The organism is Amycolatopsis sp. DG1A-15b (assembly GCF_030285645.1).
Classification (GTDB): domain Bacteria; phylum Actinomycetota; class Actinomycetes; order Mycobacteriales; family Pseudonocardiaceae; genus Amycolatopsis.
Genome location: NZ_CP127296.1, coordinates 4,227,661 through 4,251,026, shown reverse-complemented (window position 1 = coordinate 4,251,026; position 23,366 = coordinate 4,227,661). Strand labels below are relative to the sequence as shown.

General features: G+C 65.9%; 20 protein-coding genes and 1 pseudogene. 5 read left to right on the top strand and 16 right to left on the bottom strand.

Annotation, left to right across the window (positions count from 1 at the left end; all coding sequences use genetic code 11):
* Positions 1 to 55: 55 nt before the first annotated feature.
* From QRY02_RS19375 to QRY02_RS19350, 6 genes are all read right to left on the bottom strand, one after another.
* Positions 56 to 253 (bottom strand): hypothetical protein, encoded by a 198-nt coding sequence (locus QRY02_RS19375; protein WP_285992933.1) that lies wholly within the window; start codon positions 251 to 253, stop codon positions 56 to 58.
* Positions 254 to 904: a DUF6338 family protein gene (locus tag QRY02_RS19370; protein ID WP_285992932.1), complete on the bottom strand. Its 651-nt coding sequence runs from the start codon at positions 902 to 904 to the stop codon at positions 254 to 256.
* Positions 901 to 1,377 carry a hypothetical protein gene (locus QRY02_RS19365; RefSeq protein ID WP_285992931.1) on the bottom strand — a complete coding sequence of 159 codons (477 nt, stop codon included), beginning with the start codon at positions 1,375 to 1,377 and terminating at the stop codon, positions 901 to 903. Before QRY02_RS19365 ends, QRY02_RS19370 begins: the two co-directional genes overlap by 4 nt.
* Positions 1,374 to 2,369, bottom strand: a complete 996-nt coding sequence (locus QRY02_RS19360) for a caspase family protein (protein ID WP_285992930.1) — start codon at positions 2,367 to 2,369, stop codon at positions 1,374 to 1,376. The genes QRY02_RS19365 and QRY02_RS19360 overlap by 4 nt, the downstream gene beginning before the upstream one ends.
* Positions 2,327 to 2,704, bottom strand: a complete 378-nt coding sequence (locus tag QRY02_RS19355) for a TIR domain-containing protein (RefSeq protein ID WP_285992929.1) — start codon at positions 2,702 to 2,704, stop codon at positions 2,327 to 2,329. The genes QRY02_RS19360 and QRY02_RS19355 overlap by 43 nt, the downstream gene beginning before the upstream one ends.
* A 349-nt stretch (positions 2,705 to 3,053) precedes the next feature.
* Positions 3,054 to 3,176 carry a hypothetical protein gene (locus QRY02_RS19350; protein ID WP_285992928.1) on the bottom strand — a complete coding sequence of 41 codons (123 nt, stop codon included), beginning with the start codon at positions 3,174 to 3,176 and terminating at the stop codon, positions 3,054 to 3,056.
* A gap of 598 nt (positions 3,177 to 3,774) precedes the next feature.
* On the opposite strand from QRY02_RS19350, the gene QRY02_RS19345 reads away from it, so the two are divergent.
* Positions 3,775 to 5,079, top strand: coding sequence for a toll/interleukin-1 receptor domain-containing protein (locus QRY02_RS19345; protein WP_285992927.1), 1,305 nt, complete (start codon positions 3,775 to 3,777; stop codon positions 5,077 to 5,079).
* A gap of 419 nt (positions 5,080 to 5,498) precedes the next feature.
* Here QRY02_RS19345 and QRY02_RS19340 read toward each other — a convergent pair whose 3' ends face one another.
* The 3 genes and pseudogenes from QRY02_RS19340 to QRY02_RS48895 form a co-directional block, all read right to left on the bottom strand.
* Positions 5,499 to 7,937 (bottom strand): toll/interleukin-1 receptor domain-containing protein, encoded by a 2,439-nt coding sequence (locus tag QRY02_RS19340; RefSeq protein ID WP_285992926.1) that lies wholly within the window; start codon positions 7,935 to 7,937, stop codon positions 5,499 to 5,501.
* Positions 7,938 to 7,949: 12 nt separating this feature from the next.
* The gene (locus QRY02_RS19335) at positions 7,950 to 10,103 is read right to left on the bottom strand and encodes a WD40 repeat domain-containing protein (RefSeq protein ID WP_285992925.1); all 2,154 of its coding nucleotides are present in this window, start codon (positions 10,101 to 10,103) and stop codon (positions 7,950 to 7,952) included.
* A 98-nt stretch (positions 10,104 to 10,201) separates the two neighbouring features.
* Positions 10,202 to 10,642 (bottom strand): annotated as a pseudogene (locus QRY02_RS48895) (RipA family octameric membrane protein).
* 110 nt (positions 10,643 to 10,752) lie between these two features.
* Here QRY02_RS48895 and QRY02_RS19320 point away from each other — a divergent pair.
* Complete coding sequence (locus QRY02_RS19320; RefSeq protein WP_285992922.1) at positions 10,753 to 12,342, top strand: DUF4062 domain-containing protein; 1,590 nt, start codon at positions 10,753 to 10,755, stop codon at positions 12,340 to 12,342.
* Here QRY02_RS19320 and QRY02_RS19315 read toward each other — a convergent pair.
* The 3 genes from QRY02_RS19315 to QRY02_RS19305 are packed head-to-tail and all read right to left on the bottom strand — an operon-like array spanning position 12,311 to position 13,796.
* Positions 12,311 to 12,967, bottom strand: a complete 657-nt coding sequence (locus QRY02_RS19315) for a metallophosphoesterase family protein (protein WP_285992921.1) — start codon at positions 12,965 to 12,967, stop codon at positions 12,311 to 12,313. The genes QRY02_RS19320 and QRY02_RS19315 overlap by 32 nt on opposite strands.
* The gene (locus QRY02_RS19310) at positions 12,964 to 13,368 is read right to left on the bottom strand and encodes a death domain-containing protein (protein ID WP_285992920.1); all 405 of its coding nucleotides are present in this window, start codon (positions 13,366 to 13,368) and stop codon (positions 12,964 to 12,966) included. The genes QRY02_RS19315 and QRY02_RS19310 overlap by 4 nt, the downstream gene beginning before the upstream one ends.
* On the bottom strand, positions 13,365 to 13,796 hold the full coding sequence (locus tag QRY02_RS19305) for a nucleotidyltransferase domain-containing protein (RefSeq protein ID WP_285992919.1): 432 nt from the start codon (positions 13,794 to 13,796) through the stop codon (positions 13,365 to 13,367). Before QRY02_RS19305 ends, QRY02_RS19310 begins: the two co-directional genes overlap by 4 nt.
* A 1,459-nt stretch (positions 13,797 to 15,255) precedes the next feature.
* On the opposite strand from QRY02_RS19305, the gene QRY02_RS19300 reads away from it, so the two are divergent.
* From QRY02_RS19300 to QRY02_RS19290, 3 genes are read left to right on the top strand one after another with little or no spacing between them, the layout of a single operon-like run.
* Positions 15,256 to 15,858, top strand: a complete 603-nt coding sequence (locus QRY02_RS19300) for a toll/interleukin-1 receptor domain-containing protein (RefSeq protein WP_285992918.1) — start codon at positions 15,256 to 15,258, stop codon at positions 15,856 to 15,858.
* A 7-nt stretch (positions 15,859 to 15,865) separates the two neighbouring features.
* The gene (locus QRY02_RS19295) at positions 15,866 to 18,202 is read left to right on the top strand and encodes a KGGVGR-motif variant AAA ATPase (RefSeq protein WP_285992917.1); all 2,337 of its coding nucleotides are present in this window, start codon (positions 15,866 to 15,868) and stop codon (positions 18,200 to 18,202) included.
* A gap of 3 nt (positions 18,203 to 18,205) precedes the next feature.
* Positions 18,206 to 19,276 (top strand): hypothetical protein, encoded by a 1,071-nt coding sequence (locus QRY02_RS19290; protein WP_285992916.1) that lies wholly within the window; start codon positions 18,206 to 18,208, stop codon positions 19,274 to 19,276.
* A gap of 244 nt (positions 19,277 to 19,520) precedes the next feature.
* Here the strand turns inward: QRY02_RS19290 and QRY02_RS19285 are convergent, their stop codons facing one another.
* From QRY02_RS19285 to QRY02_RS19270, 4 genes are all read right to left on the bottom strand, one after another.
* On the bottom strand, positions 19,521 to 20,672 hold the full coding sequence (locus QRY02_RS19285; protein ID WP_285992915.1) for a recombinase family protein: 1,152 nt from the start codon (positions 20,670 to 20,672) through the stop codon (positions 19,521 to 19,523).
* Positions 20,673 to 21,577: 905 nt separating this feature from the next.
* The gene (locus QRY02_RS19280; protein ID WP_285992914.1) at positions 21,578 to 22,033 is read right to left on the bottom strand and encodes a hypothetical protein; all 456 of its coding nucleotides are present in this window, start codon (positions 22,031 to 22,033) and stop codon (positions 21,578 to 21,580) included.
* Between the two features lie 243 nt (positions 22,034 to 22,276).
* Complete coding sequence (locus QRY02_RS19275; protein ID WP_285992913.1) at positions 22,277 to 22,702, bottom strand: hypothetical protein; 426 nt, start codon at positions 22,700 to 22,702, stop codon at positions 22,277 to 22,279.
* A gap of 165 nt (positions 22,703 to 22,867) precedes the next feature.
* On the bottom strand, positions 22,868 to 23,287 hold the full coding sequence (locus QRY02_RS19270; RefSeq protein WP_285992912.1) for a hypothetical protein: 420 nt from the start codon (positions 23,285 to 23,287) through the stop codon (positions 22,868 to 22,870).
* Positions 23,288 to 23,366 lie beyond the last annotated feature (79 nt).

Genomic DNA, 23,366 nt, shown 5'->3' with positions numbered 1-23,366 from the left:
CCAATGGGTCGCTCCTACGGCCCACTGCGTCCGTGAGTCGTTACGCGATTCGTGGTCAGTCCTCGCTGGTCGACGTGGTTTGCGACTGGGGGTCCGACGCGGCAGGCGAGGCCCCCTGAGCCGGTCCGGCTGGCATCTCGGGCAGCGCGAACGGCGTGCTCGGCGCCTCATAGCCGCCGCGCTTCTCGATGACGTGGTCGCCGCTGTCGGGAACGACACGGTACTGGACCTCGCGGCTGCTGTAGTCGGGCATCTAGAACTCCTTGATATCGAGGTATTCGACTTCGGTCCACCGCACCAGCAGCCCGGACTCCCCGGGCACGGGCACGGGGCGGCGGTTCTCGTCCAGCGTCAGCTCGCCGCTGGAGGGGTTGATGGTGAAGCTCAGAGGCAGGTAGAGGTCGCCCTCTTCTGGATGTGCGGAGGCGTAGCTGCGTCGGCCATTGGGAGCTTCGCCGCGGTAGCCGGCCAGCCAGATCCCGGATTTGAGCTTGATCCGGACGATCGCGCGGTCGGCGCGTCTCCACAGGTAATCCCAAGCCCGGGGCTCGATGGCCGCCCCCACCAGCAGCTTCCCCCACTTCTTGTGCTTCTTGTGGCCCCAGCCCACGAAGCTGCCCACCATGATCGGGCCTAGCACGTAGGCCAAGGCCAGGGCCTCCAGCAGCCACAGGTTGGCGGTCCCGTTGACCAGCCGTCGCTCGACGACCAGGTACCGATAGACCCAGTACTCCCCGAAGGCCAGCAGCGCGTGCATCACCGCGGAGGCGGCCAAGAACCGCACGAGGCGGTCGGAGAAGCTGACCCCGTAGCCGGTGGTGACTCGTTCCAGCGCGAAGGTGTAGGCCGCGCCGGGCAGCAGCGCCAGCACGGCCACCAGCAGTCCCTGGAAGGTGGCGATCACGTCCGCCGGACCCCCTCGGGCCAGGAGATCAACACGTCGCGGCCGAGCTCGCGGGCGTGGTTGACTGCGTCGCCGGTGCCGCCGAGGCCGTGGGCTGGTCGCCCGTCCCACACCGCGACCAGCAGGTCGCAGTGCTCGACCACGTACTTGCCGGCGGCGTCGAACGCGACCTCGCTGGGCTCGGCGAAGTCCAGCTCGGTGACCTCGGCGGCCGCGCCCCGCAGTTCCTGGTAGACCGCGAGGTCACCGGGGTTGAAGGTGTCGGCGTAGCCGCGGCACGGGATCACCGCGTGTAGTCGATGTCCTGCTGCGAGCAGCAGCTGCGCAAACAGGTGGTCCGCGCCGGCGGCGAGGCTGGACAGCCCGGTCACCGGCCCGGGCTTCTGTGCGAACAGCGTGCGGATGTCGTGTTCGGCTTGGCGTCGGGCGATGTCGGGCAGGTTCTGGTGCCCGCTGATCCCGATCGTCGTCACAGGGTCCCTCGCTTGGCCATCTGCCAATAGTGTCGTCCGAGCGGGGTCAGCCGACAGCTGCCGCTCTCCATCGCTGCGAAGTACATGTGCTGATGATCCACCGGCTCGACCAGTTTGTTTGCCCGACACTTCTGAAGCTGGTCGAAGATCTCCTCGTGCTCGGGGTGCGGGTCCAGTCCGGACTGCGACTTGTCTGGCTCGTAGGTGGGATCGAGCTGGTAGTGGTGCGCTGGATCGGGGAACCACTCCAGCAGCTTGTGCAGCGTGGGCAACGGCACCGACGGCTCGCATCGTCGCAGGTCATGCAGCCGGTCGACGTTGGCCTTGAACGTCGGCCGCTGCTCCCAGGCGTCAAAGCATTCCGAGACATAGGCGTAGAGACCGGCGACGGTGACGTGGCCCAGCACGTCGGCAGCGCCACCCTCGAGTGCTCCTTCCAGGTGGGTGGAGAACAGGCCGCGGCCGCCGGCCTCGGCGGAATACTGGTCGCCGCGGCTGGCGGTCAGGATGGACATCCCGCTGCGCAGCACGGCCGCGTCGGTCAGCGCGGCGACGATGCCGGCGCCGCCGGAGAAGCAGCAGTCAAGGATCACCACGATCTCCTTGACCTGCGATTTCCGGGCGATCGTCAGCACCTCGGAGAACAGGACCCCGGGCGTCTCACCCTGGCCGTCGCTGGTGACCAGGGCCACGTCGCCGTCTACAGGCGCGCCGTGGCCGGCGAAGTACAGCAGCGCGAAGTCCGCGCCGCCGGCCAGTAGGGCCCGCACACCGCCCAGCAGGTCGTTGCGGGTCACCGTCCCGGTCAGCAATCGGCAGTCGAGGTTCTTGGTGGAGTCTTCGTTGCGGGCGAGCAGCGGCTGCAGCGCCGTCGCGTCGTTGACGCACCCGGTCAGCGGCCGCTGGTGATCGTAGTGGTCGATTCCGACCAGCAAAGCGCGCCGCATGGCTACAGCCCGTCGATGAACGCGGCGATCGTGTCCCACGTCCATGCTGTGCACCGCGCGGACCCCATCTCCGCAGGCTTGACCCGATACTGTCCCAGCCAGATGCCCAGCAGCGGCTTGTCCTCCTCTACCGCGCACTTGATCTCCCACAGCTGCCCGTCCGCCTTCGGCGTGCTCGAGCTGATCAGCGCGATCACCCCGTCCGAGCGGCGGATCCGGGTCCGGACCTTGGCCTTCCACTCGCTCTCGTAGGGCTCCTTCACCGACATGTCCGTGTACCCGTAGGGCGACCGCACCAGCAACCGCTGCCCGTTGAACAGGTTCCGGCTCGCCTCATCCTCCTTAGCGAAGGCGATGAACACCGTTTTTTGATCTGGCATCGCGAACCCCTCCCGTGCCTTTCCCCGACGCGTAGACATCCCCATGCCGCGCGGCGACTCCGATAGTGCGACACCGTACCCGAGGGCACCGACAATCCCTGCCTTGCGCCAACCCGGCGCTTCGGCCACTGCCGCCACGCCAAAACCACAGATTGGGATCCAACTCGGGTGCTCTGAGCGTCAGCTTGGTCGAGCCGGTGCGGATCGACGGCGGTCCGCGTGAGCCATCCTAAGGCGACAGAGCACGAGGCCACCGACTCACGCCAAAGTCGCCCCAGCGGTTGGTGAATCACGCACGGCGTGCCGTTTGGTTCTATCTCTACTTCGCGTACCTGCAACGACCCCTGCGTCACGTCATTGGCGCGAGCAGGATCAACACCTTGTTCTGGCCGAGCATGGTGGCATGGTCGAAGCCGGCACTCGCCGTGTCGGTGGCCCATGCATTATCCCATTCGGGGTCGCATTCCTTCATCTCGGCGGCCGGGGTCCACCTCCTGCGTCCGCTGGCTCCGCACCGGGTGGTTCGGCGGGAGTCTTCGGCGCCGACTGGCAGCGCAGTTGCACGCCGTCGTGCTCGCCAGCGTCCTGGGTGTGGCGTTCGCACCGGGCGAGTCTCGGGTGGTGCCGTCGGGGAGAGTTGTTGCTGTGTTGAGCCTGAGCGAGGACCGCGATCCAGTGCTCCTCCGATGCGAGTGGTGTCGGTCCAGGCGGAGGTGGGTTGGCGCGTATAGTTCCAAGTTGGCACGGTAGTATTTCGCGCCGTGAGTGTCGCGCGGATGTACGTGCTGTTTATTGGGAGGATCGTATCGTGATCAACTTTCTGCCGGAGACCGCGTCGCGCGTCTGCGACAGTCTGACATCCAGGGTAAGGGAAATCAACTTGGCTCTTTGACTCCATTCTTTTCGAGGTGACATGGGGGTCTTGACTATAGGCGTACATCACCTGCTGATTCGGCGTGGCCAGTTGATATTAATGTTGAACGCGAGGATCTTCCACGCGGTGTGGCGGTTTGAGTGGATTTGTGCATTCCGTCTCGACGTCTCCGCAGAGTCGAACGTCGGAGGTAGATGTGAGCGACGAAACTTTGACCAGGTATCGAGCATTTATTTCCTACAACTGGGCTGATAAATCGCAAGCGATTTCATTGCAGCGAAGACTGGAGAGGTTCGCCGTTCCACGACCAGTCCGGCACCTTCTCCTGGAATCCGAACCCGATCTGTCGTCTCGCCGGGTGTGGCCCATCTTCCGCGACGACGACGAAATGACGGCGTCTGGCGCTCTGGACGAGCGGTTGACCTCTGCGATCGATCGATCGGCGGCCATGGTTCTCGTGGCCTCACCGACTGCGGCTGAGTCAAAATACGTCAACCTCGAAGTGGGTGAGTTCATCCGTGCACACGGTACCGACCGACTCGCGATCGTCGTTGTTCGCGGAAGTCTTGATCTCGATCCGCCGTTGCCGCCAGCAGTACGCGAATCTGGCCATGAGTTGCTGTGGGTGGATTGCCGTGGAAAGCGAATCGACCGACGTAGCTTGGTGCGAGTCGTGGCCGCTGTCCTCGGGCTCAATTTCGATACGCTTTGGCGGCGCCATGTCAGGCGTCGCCGCAAGGTCATCGCTTTGTGGGGTGCCATTGCGGTGGCGGTCATGGCATTGGTCGGCAATGCGATAATAGGCCAGCGTGCTGCTGAGATGCGTTCGCCGGGGAATCAGGAGTCGGCATTTAAGAGCTGGTTCGTTTCCGAGGCTGTCGCCAAGAGTAAAGACACCGCCGACCCGCTCAGTGAAACTACGGTAGATTACCAGATTCTTCGTACCGAAGACCTGAACGGCGATGGCCTACTCGACTTTTTCGTGCTGGAAAAGAATATGTGCGGCTCCGGAGGTTGCATTACTGATGTATTCCTGACGAAAAAGATTGGAAGCTACGTCGAGGTGTGGGAGAGTCTCGGATCGAGCACGCCTCGGACGAGGAAGTTGGCCGACGGATCGCTGGACATCGTAAGCTCGGAAGAGCTTGTCAGCGGCCAGCAGATATATTCCGTTTACAAATTACGAGGAGAGAAATATGTTCTCAAGCAATACGAATTCTGCGACGGAATCATCTATGAGATGTGTGACAAACCTGTAACGATCGAGGCGCTACCTCGAAAAAATGGGCTGACCATTGCGCCGGGAATCGTGGTGCATGAGCGACCCGAGGCAGGCTCTCGCCCGGCCTCGATAGGCGCAGGTGCAAGTAGTGTCGCTGACGGCTCGCAGGATATGTATTCAGCGAGAGTGCTGGGGGTGCTTCCTGGAAAGCAATGGTATCTAGTTGACATATGGAAGGGGTCGGCTGGCTTCGTCTCTGCCGACTCGATTAATGGGTGAGCAGAAAACGAGCGATCCCCATTTCAATTTTACCAATCGACTGGGCAATTATGAACTATCTGATTTAGGCTTTCGGCGCTTGCAGGGTCTCATCCAGACGGGTCTATGCGCCCTGCCGTCTGCAACTCCTCTCAGGGCACGATGATCGCGGTGTTGCCGTACCGCAGGTCGTGCGCCGAACCAGTAACCGGTGGTATGCGGGGCAGTTTCGCTGCGCACGGGTCGACGATGAGGACGACCAGCTCCCGGCGCTGCTGTGCAGCCTCGAGCAGGCGAACGGATCTTCACCTGACGATGGGAACGACGGCAGCACCCGCTGGGTTACGCCGAGCAATTCCAGGCGCTGGCGCGCTCTAGAGGGTGAACACCCGAGCTCCCTGGTGGGTGAGTCTTGGGCGCGGCCGCCTCAGTCAAGGCAGTCACGGTTTAGTCAGGCCCATCCGGACAGCGTCGGCCAGTACCCGGTTCGCATCGGTGATCAGCGCCTGGCTGTTGCCGCACGACCCGCACCCGGGCAGCACGTCCGCCGCGCCATCTCTGGTCACAGCTACTACCTGACGGCCGTCCTCGGTGAATGCCATTCCGCGGACCGTTCCCGGCGTTTCTGTGTACACCGTTCCAGGGTTGCCGGCTTGGGGGAGCCAGTATTCGACGGTGCCGTCCGAGAGGCCGATCGCACCGAGAGAGCCGTCGTGGTTGAGCGTGACCGCGCGCGACTGCTGGCCCGGCCGGACCGGCAGCAGCAGCCGGTTCCACGCCCAGCCGCCGTCGGCGTTTCGCGAGCCGACGAGGAAGTGGCCAACGTCCCCGGTCCCGTCGCCGACCAGGGCCATGGTGCGGCCGTCTGCCGAGATCGCGATGTCCTGCCAGTAGGCGTGATCCACCTCGGCTTTGTACACCGGCGTCAAGTCGCGGAGCGAAACGTCGGTCCGCTGGACCGTACCGACCCCGGTGGCCACGTAGACCTCGCCGCCGCGCGCCGCTGCGACCGTGGACGCGCCGTCGTCGGGGACCGGCACTCGTGCGGTGATCTTCGCCGACTTCGTGTCGATCGCCAGGACATCGCCGCCCGAGCACGCCACCACGGCCGTCGGGCTGACGCCCACGAACGTGATCGACGACGGGGTGCAGTCGTCGACGGGCACCGCGGTCTCCTGGCCGTCCGGCAGGTCGGCGAGCGTGAGGACATCGGCGGAGCCGAGGACGACCATGGTGTGTGCGGGATCAACCGCGGCGGTGATGACGCGGATGGCCGACGTCTTGCGCAGCGTGCTGGTCTGGTGGGTGTGCGTGTCGGCTGTGAGCACCGTGCCGGCCTGGGTGACGGCGAGGAAGCCGCCGTCGTGGCCGACGTCCGAGAGCGCGACGAACCAGGTTCTCGGGTCGTCGTACAGCCGCTCGCCGCGGCGCCACGACCATCTCGTCAGCCGGTGGTCGCCCGCGATGGCCCAGAGCTGCTTACCATCCGCGGTCCATGCGAGGCCGCGCACCACTCCCGTGCCGCCGCGCAGGTCTGCCTTGCGCACGCCCGTCGCGAGATCCCAGAGCTGCACTTCGGTGCCCTGGCCGACGGCCAGCGTCCGACCGTCGGGTGAGAAGCGAACCACTCCGGTCGTCGGCAACGCCCGGTACACCGTTCCGGTCGCGGAACCCCGCACTTCGACGCGGGAGTAGCCACTGTGCACCACGGCGATCCGCCCGCCGTCGGGGGATACGGCTAGCGCCGAGACGCCGCCGGTCACTTGCCACCGCTGCTTAGTGCCGTCGAATGGTTGCCAGACGCAGACATCTTCACCGTCGGCGAAGCCGACCGCCGCGCCCGAGCCGGAGACCGCCGCGACGCCAGGGCACGGGACCGAGACCGGACGACTCCGGACGCGGGCCGTGGTTCCGCCCGGGCCGGTCACCACGGTGACTTGGCCATCGGCGCTCGCTGCGACCGCGGAGACCGCTGTTGGCCAGTCCGCTTCAGACGGTCCGGCCTTGCCGTCGGCGGCGTACAGCATCGGTTCGGCTGAGACGGTGCCGGTCGCGAAACCGGCGATCGTGGCGCCGGGCAGTTCGGTGGACCGGTCGGGCAATGGGGTGTTCACGGCGTCCTGCAGGCCCAGGAGCCCGAAATAGGCGGACGGTTTCAGCCCGGCGGCGAAGGCGGTGGCGGCCCGGAGGCCGTCGTATGGGTCGCGCTCGAGCTGGGCGTGCACCATCGCGGTGTCGGTGTACCGGGCGGCTACCTGCGCCAGGTTCTCGGCCGCCTGCCGCCTCGCGTCGACGAACACGAAGGTCACGAGCGCGGTCACGGCGAGCACCAGCCCGCCGAGCCGGCTCAGCCAGGCGCGACGCCGATGCCGCCGCACGCTCGCGTCGAGGAAGGCCCGGGCGGCGCCGGTGAACGCGCGATCCTGGTCCTTGGCGACGCGCCGGTGCGCGCGCAATGCGACGCCACCGGCCAGGTCGTGCGGCCGCCGCCCCCGGCGGTCCCACACCGAGCTGCGGACGAGCAGATCCGTGTGCGCGCGGTCGTTGTCGGACTGGGCCAGCACGACGTGGTGGATCTTGGTTGCGCTATCGGCGGGCGCCTGATCGACCACGTCGACGTGGACGATCCGCTTGCCGAACTCGTCGGCGGCCGCCTTTTCGATAAGACAGGCCTGCGAGGCATACCAGCTCAGGGATTCACAGCCGACAAAGACCGCGGACCGGAGGATCGCATCGCGGACCTCCTCCAGCCACGGCACCGACACCGGGATGTCGCGCTGGTCGAACCAGCAGCTGATCCCGGCGTCCTCCAACCGGGCCACGATTTGCTGGACCCGTTCCTCATCCGCCCGGGCGTAGGAGACGAACGCCTGCTTCATCGTCGCTGCTCCCTATTCAGCCGGGCAGGAACGGATCCCGAGCCGTTCGCGGCTGTTGTCGTCGAGGAACTCGAACTGGTTTTCCGTGTAGCAGCCCCACAACCGCTCGCGGACGTGCTGAACGAGTACCTGGTCGTCGTCACACCTGTCGCACGAGGCCGGTGCCCACCACAGGCCGCGGCCAGTGCCAACGAGCAGACGGCGTGAGTCAAGCGTGCCCACCGCCGTCACTGGGGCGCCGTCCGGGACCGACCACCGCACGACCCTGGTCGCCACCGAATCGCCGACCGCGAACTGGAGCACCGTGCCGTCTTCCGCACCGGTCACGACCGACCGGGCGGCGGCGTCGACGCTCACGGCCACGACCGGTGACCCCGACACCGGCACCTGCCAGCGCGCGCCTTTCCATGTGATGTCGAGCCGGCCATCCGGCCGGCCGGTGGCACTCAGGGCCCCGTCGGTCGCTGACGGCGACCGCGAGATCCGGCCGGCAGGCTTCGGCCCGGTCGGGAGCGGGCCGAACTCCCGGGAACGCCACAGGTCGGCGATGTAGCTGTCCAGACAGGCCAGCAGGTCGCCGTCCGCGGCGGCCCGCACGGCCAGAACGGGCGTTTCGGTGCGGCACACCTGCCCGACCGTGATCCCGGCCCGGGTGTCGTAGACGTGGACGCCGAATTCGGCGCCGCCGTACACGATCCGGCCGCTGGGCAGGACGGTGAGCAGGGTAGTGATATCGGCGAGGGCTTGGCCGGTCGGGTGGAGCGGGCCGTCGCCATCGGTGTAATAGAGCTGCCGGTCAGGGCCGGCTGCCGCGATGCCCCGTCCGTCCGGGGCGAGCGCCGCCTGGGCGAACCGGTGCTCGGGGAAGGGGAATGGCTGCGACCGCGCGCCCGTCGCCGGGTCGACGACCAGCAGGTCATCGCCCGAACGGACGAGGGCCCGCAGACCGCCGTCCTCGGTCTGCCGCAGATCGAGGATCGCGTCGAAGTGCACCGGCGCGCTCACCGGTCCGGCGGCGAACCCGACGGTGTACAGGTTCCCATTGCTCGTCGCGACGGCGGCAAAGTGCCCGTTCGCGGCCTGCGCGACCGCCGACGGCCGCTCCGGCAGTGGGACCGAGCGCGTGTTCCACGGCTCGCGGGTGATCAGCTCGATTCCGGATTCGGTGGCCAGGGCGATGCGGGACAGCGCGGGGTCCGCGTCGAAATCGGCCGCGCGGGCGGCCGCCCCGGTCGGGTGCTGCCAGACCGGATCGAGCGACCGGTTGTCCCACAGCGTCAAGGTGTCCTGGGTGTCGAGGCTGAGGGTGTGGTCCCCGGTGCGGTCCAGCACGGCCAGCGCGATCGACGCGTGCATTGCGCCCACCAGGCCGTGCGACCACGGTTGGCCGAGCGCGGTGAAGGTGACGCCGCGGGGCTGTGCCTTGTGGTCGTCGTCGGCCTGCAGCAGCAGGCCTGCGGCGAGCATGGCGGTGCGATCCGGCCGCGACTGCGTCAGCCAGGGCACGGTGGTGGCCTGGAACTGCAGGTTGTTCACGCTACCGGCGGCGCGGATCAACACGAACACCGTGACCGCCACGGCGATAGCGACGAGGGTCGCCGTCGTGCGGATCACCCAGCGGCGGTTGCGTTTGCGCCGGAGGCCTGTCGTACCAAGCCGGGACCGGTCGACGTACTCGCGGATCAGCGCAGTGGGGGTGGCGAGGGGGTCATGTGCGGCGTCCGTGAGGTGTCGCACGGCATCCTCGACGGCGTCGTGCTCGCCGATCAGCAGGTGGTCAGGCCGTCCGGCCGCCTGCCACCCTGCCGCCGACGCGGCGAGCACGCGGTGGGTGCGGTAGCGCGACATGTCGGAGTGCAGCGCGGCGAAAATCTCACTCAGCCGCGCCGGCGCGGAACCTGTGGACCAGGTGATCCAGTTGGGATCGGTCACTGCGGCCGGCAGGCGGCCAGCGTCCACCGGGCCCACGGCGACCGGCACCAGCCGCGCTTGTTCGTGCGCCCGGACCGCCTCCCGCCAGGCCACGTCGCTCGCGGCGTCTGCCGAAACTACGACGACCGCCCGATCCGCCGCCACGGACGGGTTGACTTCGGCTGCGACACCCAGATCCGCGAGCCCGCCGGCGACCTGCTTCGCGATCGTGATGTCGCCGGAGGCGGCGAGCACGGCAACGACTGGACCGACCTCGGGGCCTGCCTGCGTCAAGACGTTCCTCCTCGGACCATCCTGCATCGAGGAGGAGGTCGTCGGGCCGCCGGGAACCGTTACGCAGCCGAGCGGATCAGCGCGGCAGGACGACCGCGACGAGGAAGCCTGATGACGTACACCACGGCGAAGATCACCGGCAGCCACTGCTCCAGATGGGTGAGCGGCCAGTAGAGGACCTTGTCCTTGCCCTCGCCGAGCGCCTGCAACTCCGCACGCCAGTACGGGGACGCGGGCAGCTGCTCCTCGAGCATGCCGACCACGAGCTACTTAGGCGAGTTGAGCTACCCGTACGAGCGGACGATCCAGAACCAGGCCGCGGTCTGCGCCAGGAGCAGCCACAGCGGCAGGAACAGCAGCCACGACGTCAGGAACTTGGAGCTCCACAACGCGCCGGCAGCGGTCACAATTGCGGTGTTGCGGATCAGTAAGAACCCGTTGGCCAGCGCCTGTCGGGCACTGATGCGCCGGTGTAGGCCGTCGCGTCGACTGCGGTCCACAGGCTACTGCGGACGGCCTCGACGTCGATCGGCTTCGCCCGGAAGTTCCGGGACAGGACCTGGGGCACACGCGTACTCTAGAGTGTTCGCTCGCCCGGTACCCTGATCGCATGCCTGTCGAACTTTCGGGTCGGTTGGTCTTCCTCGCCTCGCCGGGCAACATGGCGAAGGAGCGCGACGCCTGTCGCATGGTGGTCAGGGAGTTCAACGAGCAGTCGAGCGAATCCGGGCAGGTGGTGTTTCTGCTGCGTGCCTGGGAGGACATGCCGGGTGGTGTGGGGCGGCCGCAGGATCGCATCAACCCTAAACTCGATGAGTGCGATTACATGATCCTGATTCTCGGAGACAGGTGGGGCTCCCCGCCGGCGGTGAAGGGGCCGTATTCCTCCGGGACGGAGGAAGAGTTCTACCGGTGTCTCGACCTTCTCGCCAGTCCGACCGCGGTGATGCGCGACTTGCTCGTCCTGTTTCGCACGTTGGAGCCGGAACGATTGCGTGATCCGGGGCCGCAGTTGCTGGAAGTGATGAACTTCCGTAACGACCTCGAAGAGGCAAAGTCGTTGCAGTTCGTTAGTTTCGACTCGGAGCAGAGCTTTGAGGCGGCGATTCGGAAGCAGCTCGCCGAGTGGGCCCGCCCGCTGTCGGAGCGTGAGCCGGTCAAGATCGACCTTCCGAAGCTTCGGACTATCGAGGCAGGGCCGACAGTGGCAAGTCACATCAAACTGCTCGAAGCCGCGAAGGAGCACGCGAAGAACGGATTGCTCATGCAAGCCGAGCTGTTGTTCGCTCAGGCGATCGAGGATGGTGATGTCGAAGCTGTCGCAGAATTTGCCCTGTTTATGCGGAGGACTGGCCGGCTGGACACTGCGCTGGAATTGAACCAGAAGATCATCGAAGACCCCGGCGTGTTGAGCTCGACAGACCATGATTCTGTGGCTCGCAGGGTGCGAGCTTTGGTCAACATGGGCATCATCCACCGAAAGCGAAGTTCGCTCACCGAATCGATCAAGGTGCTCAGAGAGGCTGTGCGCACGGCGGAATCCAGCGTCACACCGGTTTACCAGGAACTCTGCTACGCCCTCGACAACTACGGGCTAAGTCTGCTGCGTGTAGGGGAACTTGAGCTGGCTCGACAGCAGTTCGAGAAGACGTACTCTGTGCGCAAGGAGTTTGGCACATCGCTCGAACTCGCGCAGTCCGCGATCAACTTGGCGCGACAGAGCTTGGCTCGCGAGGATTTCGCCCACGCCACCACGCTCTTCGAAGAAGCCCTCGGTATCCTCGAGACCGAGAACGACGGTCATTGTTTGGCCAACGCATTGTGCGGGCTGGCCGAGGCGCGCTTGCGAGCCGGGGTGCGGGACGGCGTTCGAGTGCTGCTCGAGCGTGCGCTCGAGGTCAACGAAACACTAGGAAACTCGGACGGAACCAGCATCGCTCATGCCCTGCTGGCTAAGTACTTCCTGGCGGAGGGCGATGTGGGCCTCGCGCGTGGCCACGCCGAACTCTGTCACGAGGAGAGCGAGCGAACGAACAGTGCGACCGGGTATGGCACGTCGTACTTGCTGAAGGCGATGATCGCCCGCCAAGAGCGTGATGGGCGCGTCGCCACCGAAAACCTCGCCAAGGCACAACAGTATGCGCAGAGCAGCGGCAACGAGCCTCTGATCAGGGATATCGATGCCGTGCGACGCGAATAGGCGGCAGCTCCGGCTGCCGAGGCTCCGACTGGATCCACTCCAGGCTCGGCCAGAACAAGCAAGTGAGACTGCCGGCCGGCGTCGTGCCGCAGCCGGTGTCTATAAAGGCATGGGTGTCGGTGATTGTCGGAACCCCGTTCGATTGGACCACGTGACCGTGGATGCGGTACTTCCCGGCCGCTGCTTCCCGCTCTCCCGGTCCTAGGTTGGGAATGTGACTCGCATACACTCGATCGGTCGACATGGACATCGGAAGGCTGCGGAAGAATTGAACGTGCTCGTCCGGGACTGACCGCCTGAGCTGAGTCAGGATGTCGTCGGAAGGTTCGTCGACGTAGGACGCGATTGTTGCTGCTCCGCCCATGCGAAGCAGCACGTCGATTTCGCCGTTGTCGAGAGTGTCCAGGAATGCCTGGTCGTGATTGCCTCGCAAGAAGGCGCATTCGATCTCGGCTGATTCCTGCAGACTCACGAGGAAATCGATGACTTGTCGTGAATGCTTGCCCCGATTGACGTAGTCGCCCAGAAACACCAGGTGCCGAGTCTGGGAGCGGGCGCGTGCCACGACATTTTCGAGTTCGTTGAAACAACCGTGGATGTCGCCTACAAACGCATACTCGGTCACAGGACAACCTTGGGAATTTCGGTGTAGGGTAACGCGGCGTCGTTGCCCAAGGCGAAGGTGGCGAGGTGTGAAACATCAGGGTCACTGACGGATGTCGCCACGATCAGCGCACGGAGCGAACGGTGACGGTTCCGCGGCAGCGAACCAACGGCCGAGGACAAACGACCGGACAGGTCGGCCAGCACCTCGAACGTCGGCTCGGGATACACGCCGGAGTGCGACGACAGGAGAGAGGCAAGCTCCGGCTGGCCAAACCGGACCGCTAGTTCCTCCACTGAGAAGCAAGGGTCGCCGTCGCGAAGCGCCAGTGCATACGTCGCCGTCCGCAGGAGATAGCGCGCTACTTGAACGAGGCCCGGAAGGTAGGTCGAGCGGTCGCCGTCGGTCACGTCGAGGATCACGCCGAACTGGCGAACGCGTGCCAGGAGCTGATCCGGGTCGGGGGACTGAAAGTCGCCAAAATCTCCGCTAGCACGCCGGCACTGTCATGGATGATCACACCGTCCCGCACCAGGTGCATCCCGTAGAGAGTCTGATGTGCCTCGCGGAGCTGGGCCGACGTGTAGTGGGCCACGCTGACTCGCTCCGACTCGGCGGAATGAGTCCGTACGTCGGACAACACCAGGAGGTCGAGATCGGAGTGAGCCGATGCCGCCCGCCTCGCATAGCTGCCGTAGAGCAGCACACCCAGGGCGGGACCCGCAACGATCTCCCATGCGTCGTCGATGAGAGGACCGGGTACGCCGAAGCCGCTCAACCGACGCCTGAACTCAGCCTGATCGACCGCCGTCTCGGCGATGCTCCCCGAACTGTCTGCGGCCGGTGTCATGGACTACGAATACCATGCGGGTCTCGTTCAGGTGTCGATATGTCAAAGTGTAACGATTCGGTGGCGATGTCCGTCTTGAACTGCGGGATTGTGGCGAGGAGGGGGTGCGAGGGCGCGGGATGCAGGGATGGGTCAGGTCGGCCTCGTCGAGCGCATCCGGCGCGGGCGGCGGGACGCAGTGGGAGAGTTCGGTCGGCACCTCGGTAAGGCTGTGCTGGCCGCGTTGTGCGGGGTCGCGCTGTGCAAGTCAGTTCGGGGTCCTGAAGGCTGTGTTCTCGTAGCTCGGCTGGACGGCGAAGCGGTCGGGCCTGAAGCCGCTGGTGCTGTTCGCGGTGAGCGTGTGCGGGTTCGTGCTGATTCCGGCGCTCGGCGCCGCGTGCCTGCAGGCGATCATCTGGCCAAGACAGACTGCCTGTCCCGGCACGTTGGCGATGATCTGGACCTTGCGGCTTTGCGAGCAACCGCCAGTGGCGCGGCATCCAGCCGCATGGTCCGGCTGGCGTCGGCCTCGTCCGGTTCGCGCTGATCTTCGGCAGCCTGCAGTTGATACCTGGCATGGGCGAAACACACGCAGACGCGTCGGACGCTGTAGCGGATTGCCTTGATGACATGCCGGTCCGACAGCAGTGCGTCGAAAGCCTGGGGGAGTTCGTGTAGTGGGGTTCAACCAGGCTTGCACGCGTTGGTGGTCATCGCCGGTCCCGGTCGGGATACGGTGGTCGTCCCGAACCAGCCGATGCTGGGCGGCACAAGGAGCGGATTCCGGTCGAGGTCGAAGGCGACGTCCCGCCGATTCTCGGCACGCCACCGGCATAGCACTTCGGGGCTGGCGTCCGGCAGGCCGACCGGGAAGCCCCCTGCCTTGCGCTGCAAGTGTCCCGGGGACACGTGCAGTCGCTGCGAGATTTCGCGGCTGAGGTCGTGGGTCAGCCGCGCCCGTCGCTCTGCGTCGTCTTGGGGTGACAATTCCTAGTAGCAGGCCACTAGGCGCGGGTTCTTCGCGGTCTTGAGTTGTAGGAGGTGGGTTCGCTCAATCCCCGGCTCGGAGGTCGGGGTAGTCCGAGACGGCGTGCGCGGACGGCACCCTGTTGCGCGCGGGAGGGCCGACGCCGTCGAGCTCGCGAGGTTTCGCTAGGACGACCTCGGCCGTCGCACCGTACTCGTCGAGCAACCCCCGTGATGGGGTTAACGGCGAGCTGGCCTGGAAAAACGTCATTCGAGACAGGTGTGACGCCGTCACGAGTGTGCCTTTGCCGGCCGGGTCGAAGGCCTGGGAAACCGGGCTGCGGGTCGCGTCTCGACCCGTCACGTTTTCTCACGACCAGGTCGGCGGCGGCCAGGGGCGGTCCCGTCGCGACGACAATCCGGCTCGCCGCTTGATTGACGAGCTCCTCGTGGACAGGCGCTTGCCGACGTTGTCAACCGGATCTCCTCGGTAACACCGGCTATCGTTACAGCGATGTCCGGACGGATCTTCTCTGAGGGTGCTGGAGCGGGTGTGGGTTACGAGTTCGACGTGTACTTGAGCTACTCCAGGCAGGGATCCGTGTCCGAGTGGGTGTTCAACCACTTTTTCCCGAGTCTCAGCGAAGCCTTGGACGACGAGATGCCGTATGAGCCCCGTATCTTCGTCGACCAGAACATGGCGACAGGGTTGGCTTGGCCACTGAGCTTAGAACGCGCTCTGCTTCGCTCGCGGCTCATGGTCGCCGTACTGTCGGCCCCATACTTCCGGTCGCAATGGTGTCTGGCGGAATGGATGACGATGTCCGGCCGGGAACGCGAGAGCGTGGCCACGGACGATCTGATCGTCCCCGTCGTTTACGCGGGCGGCAAAAACTTTCCGGATTTCGCGCGAAGCAGGCAGTTGGTCGACTTCAAAACTTGGAGTGTACCGCACGACCTCTTCCGTCACTCAAGGGATTACCTTGATTTCCACCGTGAGGTGCGCCGGTTGGCGGTGGACATCGCCGAGCGGTTGAGGACCGTACCGGAGTGGGATGCCGCATGGCAGGTTGTGCGGCCGGATGCGGTCTCGCCGAGTACACAATCGAAGTGGTGAGGCCGCGATGTTCGTGACCTTCTATTCCTATAAGGGCGGCGTCGGCCGGACGTTCTGTCTCGCGAACGTCGCGGTGCAGCTGTCTCCGTGGGGCTACCGGGTGTTGTGCGTCGACTGGGATCTGTATTCGCCGGGCTTGCACTCCTATTTCGCCCCGTGGCTGTCCGGACCGCCGGCGCCCGGGGTGGTGGAGATCATCGGTGCCGACACCAAAGGCCCGATCGAGTGGCAGAGGTCCGTCGTACACGTGGAAATTCCCGAAGTCGGCGAGCTAAGCCTCCTCTCGGCAGGACGCGGTGACGCGGACTACGTGACGCGCCTGCGCGCGATCTCCTGGCCTCACCTGTTCGACAAGTACGACCTCGGCTGGCGTTTGGAAACACTCCGCGACGAGATGAATCTCGACTACGACTTTGTGCTCGTCGACAGCCACGCCGGCGTCACCGAGGTCGTCGACGTCTGCACCGCCCAGCTTCCGGACATTCTCATGCTGTGCTTGAACCCGAACCGACAGAACATCGACGGTGCGCTCGACGTCGTTCGCCGCACCATGGCCGTCCGCGACGAGTCGCCCTATGACAAGAGCCGGTTGCTGGTCGTGCCGGTGTTGTCGAGGCTCGACACCCGCGACGAGCGGGCGCGCTCGGGCGAGTGGCGACAACGCATGGCGGCGACCTTCGATGACCAATACCGTCCGTGGACTCCGAAGGACGTGGCGCCAATCGACGTGCTCGACGCTACCACTGTGCCCCACCTGCCGAAGTGGAGCTTCGGTGAGGAGATCGTCCAGGACGAGCACCTGGCCAACGTCGCTGCGTTGCTGGCGCACGAGCTGGCCGAAGCGGACCTGCTGGTGTCCAACAGCGAGGATTATGTCGCTGCCGCACGGGAACGTGGCAGGCGGCCCCGGCAGCGCATGCTGTCTCACAGCGTCTTTGTCGTCGGCACATCGTCCGTTGCCGACGACCTTCGTCTCCGGCTCAGCACGTTCGGAGTGCAGGTCGCGCACCCCGAGGCGCTGTCGACCGCCCGGCACTTCGTCGTTGTGCTGGACGAGGGTACGCCGGCCGAGGCCGTACGAGCCGTGACCGAGAAGGTACGGGCCACTCCGGACACTCCGCGTCTGTTGTTCGCGATCGCCCAAGGGCGGTCCGACGTCGATGAGCCGCTCAACACATGGCATGTGCTCTGGGACGCCGATAATGACGTCGATGGGGAAATCGCGCGGAAGATCGCCGGCGCGGTCGCGGATGCGATCGACGACAGCGAGGACGGTCGCGGGCTGGCTGCGCAGGTGCTCGCGCGGATCGGCGAGGAATCGCTCGGGTCGGGCCGTATCGCGGGAGCCCGCGACTACGCCGACCGTGCCGGAAAGCTCGCCAAACGGTGGCTCGTCGAGCTGGCCTCCTTGGCCGGTCAGGTCGCCTATCACGACGACGATCTCGCCGAGGCCGAGCGGTTGCTGCAAGAAGTCGTCCTGCGAGCATCCCGGTCACCGCAGGCCCGGCGCGCCCACCTGACCCTCGGGCGGATCGCCATGCGGCGTGGTGCCCCCGAGGATGCCTGTGCACACTACGACCAGGTGCTCGACAGCAGCGAGGACCGAGCTCTATGCCTTGCCGCTCTGCGTGCGAAGGCGGACGTGGCGGACATCACCGGACGGTACCCCGACGCGCTGGACTGCCTGACACAGGCGGTGGCTCTCGCCGAGGGAACGGAGGACGCACCTGTCCTCGCGTTGGCACTCGGACAGATGTACGCCGACCGGGCCGATCCCGCCGAAGCTGAACCGTGGCTGCGCGACGCGGTGGGTTCCGGCAAGCTCGGGCCGTACGATCACTTCGCGGCCTTGCGTCGGCTCGGCATCGTCGCCGACCACCGGGGGAACGACGATGTGGCCGCGGAGCACCTGCATGCCGCACTCGCTTACGCGGTCGACCACCTCGATGCCGAGCGTGTGGTGGACGCGGCGGCTGACTACCTCGACGTGCTCCGGAGGCTCGGCCGCACCGGTGACATCGACTTCGCGTTGAGACGGGCCTATGCCGCGCTGGCCGGCGGAAGCCATGAAAAGGCACGTCTGCTCAGCGTCGAGGCGGACGTTCGAGTGCGTGACCGCCAGTTCGCGCGGGCGAAGGTGGCGTACACCGAGGCGCGCACGCTTTACCAGTTGGTTGAGGACCGCTCCGGTGAGGTGGGCGCGTTGATCGGGCTGGCCCGGGCGGAGGAGTCGGACGGCACCGCGGACGACCGGCTGCTGGAGGCGCGCCGGCTCGTGGCCGGGCTGCGCGGGCCGGAAGCTGACTGGTTCCGGCGGCAGATCGACGATCTCAGAGGATGGTGAGGCGTGCTTGACATCATGCTGTGTGGGGCTGCCGACATCGACCAGGTGCGGCGAGAGTTCGACGAGGTTGTCGAGGCGTTCGGCGCCAAGCCTTGGCACTACATGTCGGGGCAGATCGCCCATGACAACTCGCTCACTTCGAGCTGGGTGGATAACTCTCGTGCCACCGTGCTGAACATGAATATCTGCGTGTTCGTCGTGGTGGAACGCGTCGGCGACATCACCTGGCAGACCGAGTTCCGCGAGGCGCTGAGGGCCGGCAAAGCCATTCGTATCTTCTGCCGCGAGGACACCTACCGCGAGTATCTCACGCTGCGCCGACTCGTGTCCGACCCGAATGCCATCAACCCCGACAAGCGAAAGCTCGTCGAGATGATCAGCGAGCTCGAATTCGACCGGCGCCATACGATCGTGCCCTACCAAACCGGGTTTTTTCGCGACGTTCTGCGCATGCACCTCGCGATGTTGTTCTCCGCTGCTCTGGAGGCCATGGAGAAACGCGCCCGGCTCTCCGCCGTCGAAGCGCTCCTGAGCGAGCCGAGCAGATTGAGCCCCGGGGAACTGGCCTCGGTTGCCGAGATAGCCACCGACGAGTTCGCCGGCAAGACCGCGCGCAAACGGGCGATCCTCGCCTTGGTCGCGCGGCAGGCCGCCGACGACGATCTCGTGCGACAGCTCACGCAAAGTCCTGAGCAGGGCGTGCAGCGCATCAGCATCGATAACATCGCACGGTTGTACCGGACTCGGCCCGCCGAGGCCGAGATGTTCGACCACCTCGTCTCCGTCGCGAACCAGTCGGGCGACTCAGGGCTCGCACGGCGGCTCATTCCCGCGATGCTGGGCATCGACTTCGCTCTCGCGGTGAGCGCCCTGACTGCACTCGACCTGACCGACATCGGCGCCCGCCGTCGGCTGGCCCAGGAACTCGAGAGTCGCGAGCAGTTGATCGACGACCGACGGGTCCGGTTGGATGTCGTCGGCTTGCTGAGCCGGTGTCTGGACACACGACAGGAGGCGGACTGGAAGGCACGGTGCCGCGCGTTCGTGGACCGGTTGACCGATCAACCGCCGTAGCGCTTGGCCCGGCGCTCAACTCCTACACCCTCTGTAATGCCGACGCGAAAATGTTAAGAGACGCCTGACCGATGACCACAGCACCCGCCGCGGGCCGAACTGGCGGCGGAAGGCCGTCGCCGACCACGGGTGTTCGTGCGCGAGCCGCGACTCTGCGCTACTATGAGCGCATGATCTCCCCGAACACGGGAGATATCCCACGCGTGTCGGACACATCATTGCCCCATAGTCGATCGGCTCACGATCAGCCGTGGGGCAGTCCTGTTTGCTGATCTCCTGCGGATCTTAGCGTCAGCGTCTCGGCGTCGCAGTTGATCGTCAAGTTCTGTGCGCGCAAGTGCGCGGCAAGATCGTGGGCGGGGCCGCCTTGGGCGTGCAGGTGCGTGGCAATCCGTGCGAGAAGGTCGTCTTCTCGTAGGTAGAGGTTCTTCACGCCCGTCGCTGAGCGGGGCTGGGCGCTGGTGTACCCATGCCGGCAGCGGTAGCCGGGACGACCGTTCACCCAGTGCGAGTCCATCCGACGTCCGCAGGCCCCGCATCGCACCAGCCCCGACAGCCGGTAGATGCGTCTCGTGCCGTCAGACGCCGTCCTGGTGACCCGGACAGCCTGGACGGCGATGAAATTCCGCTCGCTGACCAGCGCTGGATGTGAGGGCTCGGCGGCGATGGTCAACAGGCCACGTGGTGCTTCGGGGGTTTGCTGGTTGCGGTCGGGGACGCGGTCCCAGACTTCTCGGCCGGTGTATCGCGGATTTCGGAGGATCTCGACGATCGTGCGGAGTGACCATGTTCGGCCGGAACGGTGTCGGTTGCGGTCTGGATCCGTCGCAGACGGGCATGGCACGCCTCGCTCGTTCAGTTCGCGAGCGATATCGGCGGCGCTTCGCCCGCTGAGTCGCTCGGCGAAGATCCATTTCACCTGCGGTGCCGTCACCGGGTCCGGATCCAGCCTCTGGAGTCTGCGCCCCCAGCCAGCGTGTGTCCGGTTCGGGTGCGGGCCCGCATCGACCAGGCGGTAGCCGTACGGTGGGCGCCCTCCCAGGTAGCGGCCCTGCATGCGTACTTGAGCGCGCATCGCTGCTAACGTCCGGTGCCGGGCCCGCAGCACCTCCCGCTGCGATTGTGCGCCGAGTACGGTCATGAGCATCCGGTGCAGGGGACTGCCGGCCTCGACTGGTCCGCCGGCCTCCGGGAGCCAGACCTGCACCTCGTGCCGGGTGAGTGTCGGGGCTAGCTGTTCGAACTGGTCCGCGGCAAAGGCGCGCTCGTACTCTCCCACGACGATTGCGTCGAACCCGCGATCCGGGTCAGGAAGAGCTGCCAGCAGCGCTGCCGCCTTCGGCCGGTCGCGCCATGGCAACCGCCGTGAACACCCGGCATCGAAATACTCCGTCACAATCACTCCGTGTCTGGCGATCAAGGTCTCGGCTGCCTCGCAGCGGAACTCACCGGGTCCTGGTGTTCCACCGTCGACGTCCGACCGTAGAACGCAAACCTGACCGCGCCGCGGGCTCGCCGCTGCGGACGGCGGGCAAGCCTTGGGTGTGTGCCCTGGACCCAGTCATGAGAAGATCAGGAGTTTCCATACTCGCCACCCTCGCGTCGCCGGCTGTCACGGGTGCGACGCGAGGACCGTTGACGCGTGACACACCACGGCGTGCGATCACCCGGCCAGCCCAACATGCACGCCACGACGTTCTGGTAGACCCGATCCGCGACTATCCGGCTGAACGCCGCGTGGCTCGAGTACTGCACGATCAGCACGGCGTCCCAGGCCCCTTACGCGACGAGTGACGTCGACCCACTGCCTGCGTAAACACCTTCGAGCCGTAACGCGGTAGGAACGCCGCTCGAGGGCAGCTGGATCCCTGCCTTCGCAACACGCGAGATCAGGCCAACGCCGCGTCCGGCGGAACGGACGCTGGCCCGACGCGATATCTGTCGCCGTCCTACTCGGCCGTCGCCCTGCGGTCGCGCTCACACTATTAACTTTCCGCCACGGATTACTGAATACCTCTATCTAGAAGCCATCGGAGTACCGCATGCCGCCGCCAAATCGGCCGTTATGGCATTATGGCGGCAAGGCACGGCCTGGGTCTTTTCAGTGCCGGCCTTCGCGTTATGTTTGACATTCGTACTCAACGTGATCAGCTCGTCGGAGAACGAGCCGGAACCTGGTGGTGGCTGCGTGCCCGAGGACGCGCAGCTGCTTGTGCGGAGTGTCGCGTCGGAGGTGGTGCGATCCGGCGCTGACGATGTGCGGGGAACACGCGCGATCGTGTGCTCCCCGCACGATCGCGCTCAGCTGGGTTCCCACCAATAGTCGAGGAGGTTCCCGGCAGCGTCCCGCACCTCGATCAGGATCCTGTCGGCCCCGCCGGGGATGTTCGCTTCGAGTTCGAGCTTGACCTTACTGTTCACGCATTTGAGGCTGGTGCTCTTGTAGTCGAGCCTGCGGCTGGGGCCCGCGTACGTGGCGGCGTAGACCCGGACGCATGTGTCGGTGTAGAGGAAGCCCTCGACCAGAGCGGAACGCGCGTAGAGGTAGTAGTTGTAGGCGAAACTGATTGATGCTTCCTTGGCGGCGCGTTGGGCAGCGGTGCTGGAGCTGGTCGCCGCGTGGCCGGCCGGGGCCGCGGTGGCGGCCGGTGCCGCGGCGAAGAGGGTGGCGGCGGAGGCCGCCATTGCGGTCAGAAGGACCGCGGTCTTCCGTGTGCGGCGCGGTGCTGGCTGCTTGTCGAGGAGTTTGGTCATCATGGGTTCTCATCTCTCTTTTGGGTGCGCCCGCACGCTGATCTGCGTGCGTGACGACGGCGGGGTCCACCCGGACAGCGGTGTGCTGACGGCGCCGGCGCTGGGCGCGCCGTGCCGGTGGACCGGTTTGGTGGAGCGAGTTTGGGTGCCGATGTGACACGTAGGAGCGCTTGATTGCCGAGTGCGACCCGGGCGACGCGCGGCTGCGCACCGGAGAAGGCGGGGGAGTTGGTGGCAGAGCAGTGGTCACGGGTGTAGGCCGGTCTCCTGGTCGCGAGTGACTCCGGCGTCGTCGTCGAACTGGAGCAAGACCCGGGACGCGCCTCCTGGCACGTCCACGGGCACGTTCATGGTCTCGGTGTCGGTCGTATCGCACACCGTCGCCTGCGCTGGTGGGTAATGCAGGTTGCCGTTGGCGTCGTAGCCGAATGCCCACAGTGTGCGGCAGCCGTAGGCTTTGATCGAATAGTCGACGTCGACGGACCGCGCGTGCCAGCGCAGGTAGCCCAGGGCGTAGCTCGCGCCGTACCTGAGGGGGCCGAACTGGGTGCGTGGATCCGCCGCGACGGCGGCCGGCGCCGCCGAGACGAGCGTAGCTACGGCGGCCACAGCGATCGTGGCGGCCACCGTGGCGCGGTGGCGGGTTCTCGAGCTGGTATGGAATTTGAGCATGACGAGTACTTTCCTTCTTTGAAGAATCGGACATCGACGCCCGGAAAATCAGCGGCGTTCACATACTGATTCAGAGAGGGCGGCGCACGGTGGCGGCCTTGTTCGACAGCCGTCAGCGCCGGCCGATGCTCGAATGCGCTGGACACGACGTGGTCGTCGCGACGGTTACGGGCGGTTGTAGCGTCCGCAGACGCCGCTGGTGCCGCTCGTGCCGACGAGGCAGATGACAGCAGAAGCGGCACCGCCTGGGGTGTTCACCGAAACGGTGAAAGAGCCCGACCTGTCGGCACACATCGAAGGCGTGGACACGGGCCCATATTCTCCGCCGTTGGCGTCGACGGCGGACACCAGCAGCCGGGTGCAGGAGCGGGTCGTGAGCGAGTAGTCGACGCCGAGGGAGCGTTGATGCCAGTGCAGCGTGCCGGTGAGGCGGGTTTCCCCGTCGCGGAGGTCGATCGGGGTAGTGGGATCTGCGGCGAGTGCGGACGGTGTTGCGGAGAGGAGCGTCGCCACTGCGGCCGCAGTGGCGACCGTGGCGAGCGTGCCGCGGCGTCGGGTGCTCATGCCGGTACGGAGTTTGAGCATGACGGGTACTCCCCTTCTTGATTCCCAGCGCCCCCTCGGCGGTGGGTGTCAACCATCGGTGTAGTGCGAACGGGTTGTC